Annotated in this window: 15 protein-coding genes and 3 tRNA genes; 12 read left to right on the top strand and 6 right to left on the bottom strand. The window is 42.3% G+C overall.

Translation table 11 applies throughout. The annotated features are described in order from the left end of the window. Nucleotides 1-840: 840 nt before the first annotated feature. The 4 genes from QTA56_RS00365 to QTA56_RS00350 all read left to right on the top strand — a co-directional run bounded on the left by QTA56_RS00365 (nt 841) and on the right by QTA56_RS00350 (nt 6,201). Nucleotides 841-1,896 (top strand): OmpW/AlkL family protein, encoded by a 1,056-nt coding sequence (locus QTA56_RS00365; protein WP_267978987.1) that lies wholly within the window; start codon nt 841-843, stop codon nt 1,894-1,896. Between the two features lie 400 nt (nt 1,897-2,296). After that, nucleotides 2,297-3,643 carry an MFS transporter gene (locus QTA56_RS00360; RefSeq protein WP_267978986.1) on the top strand — a complete coding sequence of 449 codons (1,347 nt, stop codon included), beginning with the start codon at nt 2,297-2,299 and terminating at the stop codon, nt 3,641-3,643. Between the two features lie 73 nt (nt 3,644-3,716). Continuing rightward, on the top strand, nt 3,717-4,841 hold the full coding sequence (locus tag QTA56_RS00355; protein WP_267978985.1) for a porin: 1,125 nt from the start codon (nt 3,717-3,719) through the stop codon (nt 4,839-4,841). Nucleotides 4,842-4,995: 154 nt separating this feature from the next. After that, nucleotides 4,996-6,201 carry an MFS transporter gene (locus tag QTA56_RS00350; RefSeq protein WP_267978984.1) on the top strand — a complete coding sequence of 402 codons (1,206 nt, stop codon included), beginning with the start codon at nt 4,996-4,998 and terminating at the stop codon, nt 6,199-6,201. Nucleotides 6,202-6,541: 340 nt separating this feature from the next. Here QTA56_RS00350 and QTA56_RS00345 read toward each other — a convergent pair whose 3' ends face one another. After that, on the bottom strand, nt 6,542-7,723 hold the full coding sequence (locus QTA56_RS00345; protein ID WP_267978983.1) for a trypsin-like peptidase domain-containing protein: 1,182 nt from the start codon (nt 7,721-7,723) through the stop codon (nt 6,542-6,544). A gap of 183 nt (nt 7,724-7,906) precedes the next feature. Between QTA56_RS00345 and QTA56_RS00340 the strand changes: the two genes are divergently transcribed. The 8 genes from QTA56_RS00340 (at nt 7,907) to QTA56_RS00305 (ending at nt 12,553) form a co-directional block, all read left to right on the top strand. Next, nucleotides 7,907-8,665: a Nif3-like dinuclear metal center hexameric protein gene (locus QTA56_RS00340; RefSeq protein WP_267978982.1), complete on the top strand. Its 759-nt coding sequence runs from the start codon at nt 7,907-7,909 to the stop codon at nt 8,663-8,665. 313 nt (nt 8,666-8,978) lie between these two features. Further along, a complete protein-coding gene (locus tag QTA56_RS00335) occupies nt 8,979-9,602 on the top strand; it encodes a superoxide dismutase (protein ID WP_267978981.1) in 624 nt (207 codons plus the stop codon). A 227-nt stretch (nt 9,603-9,829) separates the two neighbouring features. After that, entirely contained in the window at nt 9,830-10,456 is a 627-nt protein-coding gene (gene sodB, locus QTA56_RS00330) for a superoxide dismutase SodB (RefSeq protein WP_004761574.1), read from the top strand. 146 nt (nt 10,457-10,602) lie between these two features. After that, nucleotides 10,603-10,678, top strand: a tRNA-Asn gene (locus QTA56_RS00325). Between the two features lie 9 nt (nt 10,679-10,687). After that, nucleotides 10,688-10,763: transfer RNA gene (locus QTA56_RS00320), tRNA-Asn, on the top strand. 177 nt (nt 10,764-10,940) lie between these two features. Beyond that, nucleotides 10,941-11,249, top strand: a complete 309-nt coding sequence (locus QTA56_RS00315; protein ID WP_267978980.1) for a DUF8200 family protein — start codon at nt 10,941-10,943, stop codon at nt 11,247-11,249. 88 nt (nt 11,250-11,337) lie between these two features. Continuing rightward, nucleotides 11,338-11,413: transfer RNA gene (locus QTA56_RS00310), tRNA-Asn, on the top strand. Between the two features lie 78 nt (nt 11,414-11,491). Further along, nucleotides 11,492-12,553, top strand: coding sequence for a hypothetical protein (locus tag QTA56_RS00305; RefSeq protein WP_267978979.1), 1,062 nt, complete (start codon nt 11,492-11,494; stop codon nt 12,551-12,553). A 49-nt stretch (nt 12,554-12,602) separates the two neighbouring features. Here QTA56_RS00305 and QTA56_RS00300 read toward each other — a convergent pair whose 3' ends face one another. From QTA56_RS00300 to era, 5 genes are read right to left on the bottom strand one after another with little or no spacing between them, the layout of a single operon-like run. Continuing rightward, on the bottom strand, nt 12,603-13,259 hold the full coding sequence (locus tag QTA56_RS00300) for a MiaE family protein (protein ID WP_267978978.1): 657 nt from the start codon (nt 13,257-13,259) through the stop codon (nt 12,603-12,605). A gap of 4 nt (nt 13,260-13,263) precedes the next feature. Further along, the gene (pdxJ, locus tag QTA56_RS00295; RefSeq protein WP_267978977.1) at nt 13,264-13,992 is read right to left on the bottom strand and encodes a pyridoxine 5'-phosphate synthase; all 729 of its coding nucleotides are present in this window, start codon (nt 13,990-13,992) and stop codon (nt 13,264-13,266) included. Between the two features lie 54 nt (nt 13,993-14,046). Then, entirely contained in the window at nt 14,047-14,754 is a 708-nt protein-coding gene (recO, locus tag QTA56_RS00290; protein ID WP_267978976.1) for a DNA repair protein RecO, read from the bottom strand. A gap of 9 nt (nt 14,755-14,763) precedes the next feature. Then, nucleotides 14,764-14,964, bottom strand: a complete 201-nt coding sequence (locus tag QTA56_RS00285; protein WP_267978975.1) for an NF038104 family lipoprotein — start codon at nt 14,962-14,964, stop codon at nt 14,764-14,766. Nucleotides 14,965-14,990: 26 nt separating this feature from the next. After that, nucleotides 14,991-16,031, bottom strand: a complete 1,041-nt coding sequence (gene era / locus QTA56_RS00280) for a GTPase Era (protein ID WP_267978974.1) — start codon at nt 16,029-16,031, stop codon at nt 14,991-14,993. Nucleotides 16,032-16,034: the final 3 nt, after the last annotated feature.

Genomic DNA, 16,034 nt, shown 5'->3' with positions numbered 1-16,034 from the left:
TAGCAGACCAGTCATCTAGGAACTGGCACGCACAAGGCGTCCCTCTTCCGTCCTACCGCTACGAAAGGGGACGAACGAGTTCATCACCAAAAAATTACTTTTTTGATGTTCTAGATGACAAAAACGGTCTGCTAAAACCGACTGGCAATGAGCCAGCAAGCAAAGCATAGTCCGCAAGGTTTAGTGTGTCAATATTCTGTAGAAATAGCTGATCAAACAGTGTTAAAGCGCTATTGGAATGATAGAAAGTCTTTGTAATAGCCAACCTGTGTTCAGCTTAAATATTTCTTTAAATTATTGAAAAAATTCTTGGCGGAATCTTACCAAGTTCTCATCCAATTTCAGGATATGTCTTCGACGACCTACTTTTGTTTTGGCAAAAGTAGGCAAAACCATTGTCATCCGCAAAACTCGTTGACTACCATCAGCCACTTTAATAAATCGCAGAAACAGCACTTATTAATGAGGTCCTGTCTCGAACAATTGCGGATGACGTTTCCGAGTATCATATTTTATCCAGGACTCAGATTATTAAATATGGTGGCAGAACGAAAGAGGGTTAGCAGACTGATACCCAAGGATCAGCACACCCGAAAGTGTCCCTCTTCCATCCTACCGCAGCAAGATGCAAACGTAAGGATGAGCAGATCAGTTGTCTAGGAACTGATACAAATAAGGGGTCATCCTGTTATTTAAATTTTATTTATCAATTTATCCAAACTCAACAAAAATTTTCATAAGCATAACAATTATAAATTTTAACTAAACAAACCTTTTAGTAAAAAACGTTATTTTTGTCTGGATAAAAAGTTTCTATAAATCGGACATGGAGTCCTCACCATGAAAAAGCATGTGCTTTACATTGCTATGGGTTTAGCTACCACCTTACCTACCCTCAGTTTTGCGGATTCACCGTATTTCAGTTTAAAAGATGGAGATGGATTCAAACGTTTTTCCGTTTCAGCAGGCTGGCTGCATGCTATGCCGCAGGGATCGGCAAACCCAGTCAATATCAATACCAGTGTGGCTGAGGGAACCTCATCTAAAGTGGGTTCAGTCTCCAAACAGGCCGTATTGAATGCAGCGGATCGTGATTCCAATGTACTCTTGTATGAAGCCATCAAGATACTTCCAACCGACACCTTGCCTGCACTCCTAACAGGAACAGCAACGGTCAATGGACTGTCCAACTGGCAAAGTCAGGGAACAGGACTAGAAGCGGATGATGTTGATACTGTCGGAATTATGGCGAATTATCATTTTACCGATAACCTTTCTTTAGAAGTAAAAGCAGGTATTCCCCCTAAAGTAGACATTAAAGGTAAAGGCGACATTTATGCGCCATTGAGGGGTAAAGCAGATACTTCTTTAGGTGGAATTGATCTAAAGCAGGACATTCATATTACTGACCTGACTCAGGGAGATAAGGCCGCCTCTGCCCGTGCCTGGTTGCCCGCAGTCGAACTGCATTATCAGTTTGGCAAATCTGGGGTAAATAAATTCCGCCCTTATGTAGGTGCTGGTGTGATGTATGCCTACTTTAATGACTTAAAAATGAATTCTGGCATTGAGGCAGACCTTATTGCGGCAGGCCACATGATCCAGAATATCCATGATGGTCAGGCAGGTGCCGCTTTGGATGGTAAAACCTCCTCTGCCGATCCAGCGGTTAAGCTCAAGGCAACCGACACTTTTGCACCGATTGTCACAGTTGGCGCAACCTATGACTTTAAACCGAACTGGTTTGCTGTAGGCTCAGTCTCTTATTCTAAAATGAATAATGAGGCGCAAATTTACGTGACTGACCGCAACACGGGTAAAGAGTTAATCCGCGCCAATACAAAAATTGATATTGACCCACTCATCACCTATGTGGGTGTGGGCTATCGTTTCTAAATCCAACATGATATTTAAAAGCAGCTTCGGCTGCTTTTTTCACTGTTCTGCTTAGCGCCATCTTTTAACTCAAAATGCATGAAAACCATGCACCAATTGCAATCAATTTGCCCCTTACCCTCTAGCATGATTTTAAATAATGCATATACATTTCATTGATGGATCATGATTAAAACTCAATCAATAAAAATAATTCATCAATTAAATATTTATAAATAACAGCTTATATTTTTCACTTGGTTAAATATATGTTTTGGCACGACACTTGCTTTATATCCAGCATGCTGAATCAAAGATGATTCACAAAGAATTTGTTGACGGTCAATGAAGCCCGTTCTGTTCGGATTGCTGATGTCAAAGACATCGCAAAAATAAATGACGTTCAGTTCAGGAGAAGGCCATGTCTTCAAAAATGAATTTAGATGCGAAAAAAGCGACTGAAATAAAACTATTCAGCTTTTCCACTCCTGCCATGCGTGCCTTTCATATGACATGGCTTGCATTCTTCGTTTGTTTCTTTGCATGGTTTGCATGCGCACCGTTGATGCCAGTCATCTCTGGGGAATTTCACTTAACCAAGGAACAAATTGCAAATATCAATATTGCGGCAGTGGCCATTACCATTATTGTCCGCCTAATTGTTGGACCATTGTGCGACAAGTTTGGACCACGTAAAACCTATACCGCACTTTTACTGATCGGCAGTATTCCTGTATTTGGTGTGGCTGCGGCCAACACCTATGAGTCTTTCCTATTCTTCCGCCTGTTAATTGGTGCGATTGGCGCAAGTTTCGTCATTACCCAATACCATACCAGCGTGATGTTTGCACCAAACGTGGTGGGAACCGCCAATGCCGCTTCGGCTGGCTGGGGCAATGCAGGTGGTGGTGCCACTCAAGCCATCATGCCACTTCTTCTGGGTGCGCTGGTAATGTTTGGTGTTGAACAGGCTATGGGCTGGAGAATTGCCCTGCTTGTACCTGGCATCATGATGGTGATTGTTGGTGTACTCTACTGGAAACTGACTCAGGATTGTCCACAAGGTGATTTCAAGGAACTACGTGAAAATGGTGTAAATGTTGGTAGCGGTAAAAAAGGTGGCACAGCCATCCTGCTACAAGCTGCAAGCAACTACCGTGTCTGGATTTTATTCATCTCCTATGCTGCATGCTTCGGTATTGAAATCTTCATCCATAATGTTGCCGCAATGTACTATGTTGACCATTTCAATATGGGACTCAAGGAAGCAGGTTTAACTGCGGGTATCTTTGGTTTGCTTGCCCTGTTCGCCCGTGCTTTAGGCGGCATCATCTCTGACAAGGTTGCATTGGCTAAAGGTCTGGATGGTCGTACCAAAATCCTGTTTATCCTGATTCTATGTGAAGGCCTGTTCCTGATCCTGTTCTCACAAATGAATACGGTTGGCCTTGCCATTCTCAGCATGACCATCTTTGCCCTGTTTACCCACATGGCATGTGGCGCAACCTATGCACTGGTTCCATTTATCGACCGTGATGCACTGGGTGGCGTTGCAGGTATTATCGGTGCAGGTGGTAACGTTGGCGCAGTTGCGGCAGGTTTCCTACTTAAAGGTTTACTGGATATCCAAACCTGCCTGATGGTGTTAGGCACACTGGTCATGGTATCTGCCTTTGGTGTCATCCTCATTCGCTTCTCAGCGGAACACAAAACTAAAGAAAAACAATTGTTTGAACAAGCAGTTCTTGAACGCAACTCTATTGCCTAAACATCCTGTCCCTGTGTGAGGCTTTCCCCTCACACATTTAAAAATCAAATTTATCTTTCTTAGGGGTCTCAATATGAAATTGAATCTTCTTGGCTTTGCCATGCTCAGCATTTTTAGCAGTACAACCTTTGCAGCAGCACCAACCATTTATGGTGAGATTGATGCCAGTGTTGACTATCTACCAGAAAAAAATGCGACCAAGGCCAACAAGAATGTTTGGGAAATTAGCTCAAACAGCTCATTTATTGGTGTTAAGGGCGATGAAAAACTCACAGACCGCTTAAGTGCCGTTTATGCCATCGAATGGGGTTTCAGCGCGGATGGCGACAGCTCAGACTGGTCACAGCGTAACCGTTTTGTCGGTTTGAAGGATGCCCAGTTGGGTACAGTAAAAATTGGTGTGCATGACACTCCAGTTAAACAGTTGTCAAGTGTTGTTGACACCTTTAACAACTATGTTGCCAACAAGGCCGACATTGGTGGAATCTTTGCGGGCGAAACCCGTGTCAGCAATGCGGTAGTTTATGAGTCTCCAGCGGTCAAGGTGCCTGCCCTGAATGGTGCAGTCAAGGTGAACGCATTGCTGGCAACAGGTGAGGCAACGGGCGTTTCTGGAACCGCTGGCAATGCCAAGGTTGAGGGGCGTGGTCTGGGCGATGCATGGTCAGCTTCGGCAAGCTTTGAAAGCCCACTGTTAGTTGCGGGTATTGGCTATGACAGCGCGATTCCAAGCACATTCCTTGGCCGTGGCTTTTTAAATGCCTCTGACAAGGCGATTTCATCAACGGCTGCCCCAGCGATATTTGCCGCGGCAAACACCATCCGTGCCATTGGCCGTGTCAACCCAGTGAATGGTTTAGCCCTGAAAGCACTGTTCCAAAGTTCTGAGGTGGAAAATGTGGCTGGCAATACCGCAAGCGCAGACAAGATTGATGATGCCAAGGGCTGGTTGCTTGGTGCGGAATACACCATTCCACAGGCAAAGAACTGGACAGTGAAAGGTCAGTACAGCCAGAACACTACCAGCTTTAAGGACACCACGGCTGACTTTGAGGCCAAACAGATCATTGGTGGCGTGGACTATGCATTTAACAAGCAGGTGAAAACTTATGGTTATGCAGGTTACCTAACGCTTGAGCAGGCCAGTAAAAAGGATAAACAGCCTGTTGCTGGTTTAGGTCTGGAATTTAAGTTTTAGATGAATAAACGAGGCCTTTAGATTCAACAGGGCAATTTAGGTTGCCCCGTTGCCACATAATAACCATCCTAACAATTATTCCCCTAAAGAATCGAAATAATAGTCCAAGTCATTTAGAATACTTTTCACCTATTTCCCAGATTAAAAAACAACAATGCCAAATCAGCAATTTTCCAAGCAACTCATTTATATGCTTATCGGGAGTGCCATTATACTTGCGCTTTCCCTCGGCGTTCGTCATGGCTTTGGGCTTTATCTGGTTCCGATAAGTGACTCTTTTGGCTGGGGTCATCATATTTTTAGCTTAGCGATTGCTATGCAAAACCTGATCTGGGGCGCAGCCCAACCATTTACAGGTGCAATTGCGGATAAATACGGCACCAAAAAAGTGGTGATTGCTGGCGGCGTGCTTTATAGCATTGGCTTGGTCCTGATGGCATTCAGCTCTACAAGTCTGTTGCTAAACCTAAGTATGGGATTGATTATTGGTTTAGCACTTTCCGCGACCTCATTTACCGTTTTACTGTCCGCTGTTGGCCGTGCCGCCCCACCAGAAAAACGCAGCATGGTCATGGGGATCGCCAGTGCTGCTGGTTCATTTGGGCAGTTCATTATGCTGCCCTCAACCTTGCTGCTACTCAAAAATATTGGATGGTCATCTGCATTGCTGGTCAGCGCCTTTGCGGTTGCATTTATCATTCCACTTGCCTGGTTGCTCAAGACACCAAGTTCCACAGCACCCAAAGCACTTGATCAGCAAAACCTGACATTCAAGCAGGTTTTGACAATTGCGAAAAACCACAAACCTTTTTGGTGGCTGTCCCTTGGGTTTTTAGTCTGCGGATTTCAGGTGGTATTTTTAGGTGTGCATCTTCCAGGCTACTTGATTGATCATGGCTTTGATGCCACCACAGGAACCGTATTTTTAGCACTTGTTGGCTTATTTAATATTGTCGGAACCTATGGCGCGGGGTGGCTGGGTGATCGCTTTTCCAAACCAAGACTACTGATGCTGCTTTATGGCTTACGTGGTATCGCCATTATTGCCTTTCTGCTGTTACCACTCAGTATTTTCACGGTTTACAGTTTTGGCATTATCATGGGACTGCTCTGGCTCTCAACCGTACCGCTAACCAACGGTATTGTTGCCAATATGTTTGGGGTAAAATATCTATCCATGCTCAGTGGCATTGTGTTTTTTACCCATCAAATTGGTTCATTCTTCGGTGGATGGCTGGGTGGCGTAAACCATGACTTGGCGGGTAACTACAATATGATTTGGCTGGCTTGCCTGCTCTTGAGTGTCTTTGGAGTGCTTATTCATCTTTTCGTCAATGAAGAGGCTGTGATTCATGACTAGTGTTGCACGGAACCTTAAAATCGCACTCATCCTCTGCATGATTGGCTTAATGAGTGCCTCAATCCTCATCTGGTTTCAAACACCTGATTTATTTGAGTACTTTAATCAGGCATTTTGCGCTCATTAAAAATTTAAAAATGTGTTTCAGTGATTCACATTTGTCATTTAATCATCAAGAAACTGTCATCAAACCATCAAATTTTACTGTTTTAATAAAAAATAAAAAGCCTATAAACAATCAAAAAGCTTGCTGAGTGACCTTGATCAGCAAGCTTTTTTTATTGCTCAAACAAAAGGGCTGCCCTTAAGCAGCCCTTTTTCATTAAATATAATCAATTATTTATTGTCGTTTAGGCAATGGAATATATTGCGACTGGGCATTTTGCTGCACTTTACGCTCGCCTACTTTGACCTGCAAGGTTTGCTGCTTGCCATCACGTTCAACCACCACATCAATCACACTTGCAGGGGCTTGCAAGGCCACATAATTGATCAGGTGTGACGCTGAGCCAATTTGCTCATTATTGACCTGAATGATTTTATCGCCACGCTTCACTCCCGCAGCATCGGCTGGACCGTCACGCAATACATCCGCCACAATGACACCAACTGGTTTTGAGGCCAGTACATCTTCATCCAGCGTATTTGGAATCAGGCTAATGCCCAACCAGCCACGTACAACACGGCCATCTTTTAAAATCGAGTTGAGGACTTGCTGGCAAACCTGTGCAGGAATCGCAAAACCAATTCCCAGTGAACCGCCAGACTGCGAGAAGATTGCAGTATTCACACCAATCAGGTTACCCGCAACATCAATCAATGCACCACCAGAGTTACCTGGGTTGATTGCAGCATCAGTCTGAATAAAGTCTTCATAGGTATTGATGCCTAGATCTGAACGGCCTGTGGCGGAAATAATCCCCTGCGTGACAGTCTGGCCCACACCAAATGGATTACCAATCGCCAGCACAACATCCCCAACTTCATTACCACTGAGTTTAAATGGTAGAACTGGGAGCTTGTCCAATTCAATCTTAATGACAGCTAAATCGGTATCAGGGTCAGTTCCGATCACCTTAGCTTCAGCACGGCGACCATCATGCAACGCCACCACAATATGTTCAGCCTGAGCAATCACATGGTTGTTTGTTAAAATATAACCATCCGCACGGACAATAACCCCCGAACCCAGACTATTTTCATTTTGAGGCTGCTGAGGAATTTGGTTGCCAAAAAACTCACGGAACACAGGATCATTCAACAATGGATGATTCATCTGCTTCACTTTCTGCGTGGTAAAGATATTTACCACCGCTGGCGCTGCAACCTTTACCGCAGCACTATAGGAAACCACGCCACCCGTTCGGGTTGTATCAATCAGTGGCTCCACTTTTTCAGCAGGCATTTTAACGCCATCAGCGGCGACTGTTGGCTTCGGCTGATGCAATTTCTGCCAGGTTAGAAAACTAATGATAACAAGAATGAGTAATACCCAAGGTAACCATGTAAATGCACGGCGCACGTTTATTATCCTCTAGGCGAACAATGTAGTTAATGTATTGAAGAACAGGAAGTTTCCACTATTGTAAAGTAAATTGCTTAAAATCAATGCAAAAGTTAAAAAAGTTTTGTCTAGCTTTAGTTACATTCAAAAATATGTTTTTATTGACACTTCTATAAAAATGTAAGGCATTTGAGGAATCACATGGCAAATTTGCATGACATTGTGCAGTGGTGTAATCAGACATTAAAGGCAAATGAGTTTAAGGACTATGCACCGAATGGGCTACAAATTGAGGGCAAACCTGAAGTCAACAAGATTGTCTGTGCTGTAACAGCCTCTGAAGATGCCATTGATGCGGCAATTGCTCAACAGGCGGATGCCTTGCTGGTTCATCATGGCTATTTCTGGAAAGGTGAACCCTACCCAATCACAGGGATGCGTGGCAATCGCATTAAAAAACTCATTCAAAACAACATTTCACTGATCGCCTATCACCTACCCTTGGATGCCCATCCTGTGCTGGGAAATAATGTAGCCATTGCGGAGTTAATTGGCCTACAAGATTTGGAAGCGCTGGACCCAACCGAAAAACATCCCATTGGCAATATTGGCTATCTGGATCAAGCACTGAGTCCTGAACAATTTAAGGAAAAATTACAGGCTATCTCTGACTTTAATGTCATTCATTTACCAAGTGAAAAAACATTTATCCAAAAAGTTGGCTTTTGTACTGGCGGAGCACAGGACTTTATTGGCAAGGCTGCTGAGCAAAACTGTGATGCCTATATTTCGGGTGAGGTCAGCGAACGAACCTTTTATGAGGCAAAAGAGCTTGGCGTTCATTATTTTGCCTGTGGGCATCATGCAACAGAACGCTATGGTGTACAGCGTTTGGCTCAGGCAATTGCCAAGCAGTTTTCCATAGATGCCGAATATTTTGAATTAAACAATCCAATCTAAGCCGATTAAAACTTTGATTAAATTAAAAAATCCTTTACATATCACAACTTCATACACGTTACGTAATGTTTAATTCACAGCAGAAATAAGTCACATAATACTGTCAGCAAAAATTGACTTATCTCTAGCTGTAAGCAGTTTAAATAACCTGTTCAATTCCCTATCACATACGATAAATATAAAATTTCTAACTCATTTTTAATCTTAAAAGCAAATTAAAAAAATATTGATTATCATTTGCATTTAAGTGAATAATAAGCGTGCTTAATTTCATTTCGATAAAACCCGTTTGATTAAAAAAGGAATCAAATACATGGCTTATTCTTTACCAGCACTTCCTTATGCTTACGATGCACTTGAACCCAATATTGATGCTAAAACCATGGAAATTCACCATAGTAAGCACCATCAAACCTATATCAATAACATTAATGGTGCAATTGAAGGCACGGAATGGGAAAACCTTTCAGTGGAAGAGTTGGTTGCCAAAGTCAATGAAGTCCCTGCTGAGCTTAAAAACATGGTGATGAACAATGGTGGAGGACACGCCAATCATTCCCTGTTTTGGACAGTCATGAGTCCACAAGGTGGAGGGCAGCCAACTGGAGCGGTTGCAGAAGCCATTGATCAACAACTAGGTGGTTTTGATGCCTTTAAAGATGCGTTTACCAAGGCAGCTATCAGCCGTTTCGGCAGTGGTTGGGCATGGCTCAGTGTGACACCTGAACATAGACTGGTTGTGGAAAGTAGCGCAAATCAGGACTCTCCCCTTATGCATGGCAATACACCTATTCTAGGTCTGGATGTATGGGAACATGCCTATTACCTGAAATATCAAAACCGCCGTCCTGAATACATCGCTGCATTTTATAATGTGGTGGACTGGGATGAAGTGAACCGCCGTTATGATGCTGCGCTGCAAACAAAAGCACAGTGATTCTGAGATAGATTGAAATGGATCATCATTCCCATTAGCAGGGGCTGGCTAGGGTCTTTTGCAACGTTGCTATAATCTGCTAAAGACTCTAGCCCCATGTTGTATCACATATGTCTCATATAGAAATTTTTTGCATATTTTGTGTATTAAAAGACTGCCCTATTGTCTATAGAATCATTTACAATAAAGGCACTTAGTAAAACCCAGCAATTTGCAAGGAATGAAACATGACAACCATTACTTTACCTGCACTTCCATATGGCTATGATGATTTAGCGCCGCACATTACCCGCGAAACTTTAGAATACCATCACGACAAACACCACAATACTTATGTTGTTAACCTTAACAACCTCATTAAGGGTACTGACCTTGAAGGCAAAACTTTAGAGGAAATCATCCAGGCTTCTGCTGGCGATGCTTCTAAAGCAGGTATCTTTAACAATGCTGCACAGGTATGGAACCACACATTCTACTGGAACAGCATGAAACCAAATGGTGGTGGCAAACCTACTGGCGCAATCGCAGCTAAAATCGAAGAAGCTTTTGGTAGCTACGAAAAATTTGCAGAAGAATTTACTGCTGCTGCAACAACTCAGTTCGGTTCAGGTTGGGCTTGGTTGGTTGCTGATGAAATCAATGGTAAATTATCCATTACCAAAACTTCAAATGCAGACACCCCGCTTGCTCACGGTCAAATTGCGGTATTAACCATTGACGTTTGGGAACATGCCTACTACATCGACTTCCGTAACCTACGTCCAAAATACATTGCAACTTTCCTGGAAAGCCTAGTGAACTGGGACTACGCAAATGCAAAACTTGCAGGTCAACCAGCAGGTGTTGAGAAATAATTTTTATTTCGCCCCTAAAAACTGTCTACTTTAGGCAGTTTTTTTATGCCTAAAATCTGAAAAGAATATTTATCAAGCAAACAATTCATTTTATTTACTATTCTTGTTGACGCATGCGTTTTTCATGCCTAAAATGCGCATCAGATTCTCCAATAGCTCAGTCGGTAGAGCGACGGACTGTTAATCCGCAGGTCCCTGGTTCGAGCCCAGGTTGGAGAGCCAATCTACTAATCTCCCATAGCTCAGTCGGTAGAGCGACGGACTGTTAATCCGCAGGTCCCTGGTTCGAGCCCAGGTGGGAGAGCCAAGATTCTAAAAAGCCCATATCATTGATATGGGCTTTTTTTATGATCAAAGTTTTAATTAATTATCATCTGTGCTGTAACACTATTTATTTTTTATGTTGCATCACGTTTATATTTTAAACCCTTTGCCCTTTTCGACCCTATAATAAAAAACCATTGTCATGTTAAGGAAAACCATAATGAAAAAACTACTTCTCAGTTTATTATTCTTATGCAGTCCAGTCATGGCTGCGCAAACAATCTGGTATGCAGGCTCGACTTATAAAGGTACTGTGACCGTTCCTATCGAAAACGGGCCAAATGTGGTCTGGAAATGTAATGGCAAAGTTTGCAGCATGTCTGGACCTTGGGGCAATGACTTGTCTCTGGACTCCTGCCAAAGCCTGGTTCTACGTATTGGCAAGATTAGCTATTATAAAAATTCAGCGGGAGCAACCTGGCAAGCAAGTTCTTCCCAATTAGCCCAATGCAACCAGGTTGCACGTTAATATAAATATTTTAGGCACTTAACAGTTTATTATTTATACTGATTTTACTTGACTATAAACGTCTTGCCACCTAAAATTCGTTCCAGATTCTCCCATAGCTCAGTCGGTAGAGCGACGGACTGTTAATCCGCAGGTCCCTGGTTCGAGCCCAGGTGGGAGAGCCAGAATTCAAAAAGCCCGCAGCATAAAAGCGGGCTTTTTTATAAGTATAAAGCCAATAAATACGCCATTAGAAAAAAGTTATGTGGATTAAAACCGATAAAGAATCAAATCTAAAATCTCTCCGAGAATTCAAACGAGACATGATTGTTTTGGGCCTGATTTTGTTGATTGGGTTTATTTTCGTTAAAGGCTGTGAGCCAAAAAGTGAAATCGAAAAAATCATTGATGAGCCACCCACTTTATATGACAGTCAAACCAACTCACGAATTCCATCAACTCAACAATGGATTATTTCTGCACATGAGTTGAAGAAACAATCTTCAGCTATACAAGGTAGTCAAAGCAATGGTCAGACGCAGTCAGCCACCTGGTTCTCGCCTTCACTTTTTATTAAACATAATACAGGACAGGTTTATTTTTATTTTGACTTTGCAGGAAGTCAAAAAACACGCAAGGATGCAGAATTTTATCTTTTAGCTATTTGCCAGAATGTTAAAAGTCATCAGAACTGTGCTCCCTTTTTAGAAAGGGATGAAACAGAAATGATGATGGCAAGTACCAAAAACAATACAGATTATCAAGCTCAGGAGTACAATAAATCATGGTTTTATTACGGTCATAGTGATCAGCAACAGTTATTAACCCCATTTGTTCCTGATCTTCAATTCTCCATTAAGACCATATTCCCTCAAAATTACCACCCTGCATGGGTTCGACTTACTATTAGTGAAAATCCAATTACAGACAAAAAAGTAAACTTTTTCCTAACTAATCATTATTTGATGTTTTTTAAATATTTATTGTTATTACTTCCTATTTTTACCTTTATAGAGTTTCGTCACTACAAAAGTTTTTCGCATCAACAAGCTGTTGTGCTCGGTGGATTATTAATGACACTAGCCGTCATCCATACCCTAATCTGGGATATTAACTACATGGTGGTTGGCTATTTATTGATCAGTTTCTCTGGTGTCATGTATATGTTTGCCAATCATTTATATAAACTCGCTTATGGCTTAGGCTATTTTATTATATTAATTTTTGCTCATCAGTTTCATGAGGGTTTAACCAAAACTTTCTTTATGCAAATCGGATTAATTACACTCATTGGTGTAGGCATCTTCATTAAGCAACCCGACTAAAATCAAAACCATCAATTTCTTTATCGTTGATTGAAACTGATGGTCTATTTTATGCTGTTACCTTTGCAGGCACACCACTATGGAAGCGGAAAGTATCATCTGGAGTTAAAATCAGGTTCTTTTCCACTTCACGGATATGTTGAATCCGCTGCTGAATATTTTCTTCTGGATCTTTAAGTTTGGCAGTTTTTGCAACATCCAAGGCCAGTGCCAGATAATCCTCAAAATGACGCGATTCCGATTTAAGCAAGTAACGATAGTAACGTCCAAGTTCATCATCCACAATCGGTGCTAACGCATAGAAACGCTCACATGAACGTGCCTCTACAAAAGCTCCAATAATCATGACATCAATCAAGGCTTCAGGCTCGTAAGTACGAATTTCTTTACGCAATCCACCAGCATAACGCCCAGCACTCAATCCTTTCCACTCTTGACCACGTTTATTCATGAATTCCAGAACCTGCTCATAATGCAGCATTTCTTCACGAACCAATTGTGCCAGCTTCACCTGTAAATCGGTAAAAAAGCTATAGCGGAACATCAGGTTCATCGCTGTACTTGCCGCTTTTTTCTCACAGTTGGCATGGTCTTGCATCAGGACGTCGAGGTTATTCACCGCTTCATCCAGCCAAGCCTGAGGAGTGGTACAACCTAAAAATGCAATGACAGGTTGCATTAACTCATCATAATTCACACTACTCATCGATTTATCTCGCAGCAGCCTGAATCGCTGCTTTCATATCTTTCACTGCCTGAGCCAGACCAACGAATACACTATCGGCAATAATTGAATGACCAATATTAAGCTCATTAATTTGTGGAATTGCAGCAATAGCAGCAACATTATTTAAGTTTAAACCATGTCCTGCATTCACCACCAAACCTTTGGCAGCAGCATATTCTGTACCCTTGATAATACGTGCCAACTCTGCTTGCTGTTGTTCATCGGTTTCCGCATCTGCGTAGGCACCCGTATGAATCTCGATGGTTGGCGCACCACAGGCAACCGCCGCATCAATTTGTGCAAGATCAGCATCAATAAATAAAGATACATCACTACCAATGGCTGCCAGAGCTTCTGTTGCAGCCTTAACTTTTTCAAAGTTACCCACAACATCCAAGCCACCCTCTGTAGTCACTTCCTGACGACGTTCAGGAACAAAACAGACATGCTGAGGCTGAATTTCCTTGGCAAACGCAACCATTTCATCAGTCACTGCCAATTCAAGATTCATGCGTGTTTTTAACAACGGGCGCATACGGCGAACATCATCATCCTGTATATGGCGGCGATCTTCGCGCAAATGCAGGGTAATCCCCTCTGCACCCGCTTGCTCACAAACCAAAGCAGCCTGAACGGGATCAGGGTAAGTTGTACCACGTGCCTGTCTTAATGTTGCAACATGATCAATGTTTACACCCAAGATTACAGCCATAAAAAATATCCTATCGTTTCACCCTGAATAATTATTTTAAATACATCAGGAAAATCAAGTTTGTGTACTTTGAATCCACAGTTGGCGGCTTTTCAGGGGTCGATCACCCAACAAAGCGCTAATCATTTGACGGTATAGTTTACCCAATAATTGTAGTTGTTCGTGAGAAAAATCCTGCCCATCTTCATAACTTTTCATGGTGACAATCAAAGCGCCTGCAAGTGTAGAACGTGAGGCTTGGGCAACAGGCAAAAAACCATCATTGAGCTGAAATTGATACTGTTGAAATGGCAAAATTTCCTGCTGGTTTGCATCTACTGAAAAATCAATCGCATAGCCCAACTCCTGCAATAATACATGTTCAAATTGGCGTAAAATCTGTCGCAGAAATAAAGAGGCTTGTTTATGCGATGCCAATTGCTGTAATTGCAACAAGGTCAGTTGGTATTGTTCAAATGTCTGTGGCATCGCCTCTTCAAGCGGACATAAACGCAATACGATCTCATTTAAATAGAAACCAGCAAAAAATGCATCACCATGAAAAAATACAGGTTGATTCAAGATTTCAAGTTTAGTGAAATTTTTGAGCTCGGATTTGCCAGTCGCCTGTAGGCCTATCGGCTGATATTGCGGTGGTGGAATCTGTCTTAAAATTCCATCCACCCGCCCATATTCCTGTGTAAATAAATGCACAATATGGCTTTTTTCACGATATTTACGATGGTGAATCAAATAGCCGTTCAGGACTTCATTACGCATCATGGAACGATACTAGTCCTTTGCTTTTTCATCCTTTTTATCTTCATCATCACCATCAGGGATCACAGCGCCTACAACCGCAGCCGTTCCCTTAACAACACCTTTGGTGGTCTTATAGGCAACCTTAACAGGTACAGTCACAAGCTTATGGATACACCCTTGCAGCATGAAAATACATGTCACGATTGCGAATACACGAATTGTTGTTTTCATACCTGTTTCCATTGTCTTCAAACCAGTTAAATATCGCTATAACCCAGGCTTTTTAAGGCACGTTCATCATCAGACCAGCCACCTTTGACTTTCACCCAAAGCGTCAGCATGATTTTTTGCTCAAACATTTTTTCCATGTCTGTACGTGCATCCATCCCAATACTTTTCAGCTTGGCACCTTTATCACCAATCACAATGGCTTTTTGGCCCTGACGTTCCACAAAGATCGTTGCATCAATATAGGTACAAGGTGGTTTTAAGCGGCCTGTTTTTTCATTCACAGCCGCTTCTTCGGTTTTAAAAGATTCAATCTGTACAGTTAAATCATACGGAAGTTCTTCGCCCAACTGACGCATGATTTTCTCACGAATGATTTCACTTGCAAGGAAACGTTCAGAACGGTCGGTAATTTGATCCAATGAATACAATGGCGGCTGATAAGGTAGATACTTTTCAATCGTATCACGCAGATGCTCAAGATTCGCACCACGCAATGCGGAAACAGGAACAATTTCAGCGAAATTCATAAGTTTTGAGCGCTGTTGAATGAGGGGCAATGCCTCATTCTTGTTTTCAAAAGTATCCAGTTTATTAATCACCAGAATCACAGGCATATCAGCATTTTTAAGCTTTTCCAAAACCAGTTCGTCGTTTTGGGTCCACTTCTGCGCATCCACCACAAATAAAACCAAGTTCACATCACGCAATGCTGAATGTGCAGCACGATTCATCATTTTATTGATGGCACGGACTTCTTTTTTATGCATTCCTGGGGTATCCACAAATACCGCCTGTGATTTCTCACGCGAGTCAATGCCCACAATCTTGTGGCGTGTGGTTTGTGGCTTACGTGAAGTAATCGATAGCTTTTGACCTAACAAATGGTTCATCAGGGTCGATTTACCTACGTTAGGACGACCCACAATCGCAACAAAACCGCTTTTAAAATCTGATGGAATCGTGGTTCCCTGAGCACTAAAAAATTGATCAATCAGGTTATTACCATCTTGCTGTACAGCCGCTTCTGGCTGATTTTCATGTAAAGGGTTTTCATTTGAATGAGACATCAG

Origin of the sequence: Acinetobacter thutiue (genome assembly GCF_030385805.1) — a bacterium.
Taxonomy (GTDB): domain Bacteria; phylum Pseudomonadota; class Gammaproteobacteria; order Pseudomonadales; family Moraxellaceae; genus Acinetobacter; species Acinetobacter corruptisaponis.
The sequence above is the reverse complement of the archived record's forward strand: the minus strand, read 5'-3'. Positions and strand labels throughout refer to the sequence as shown.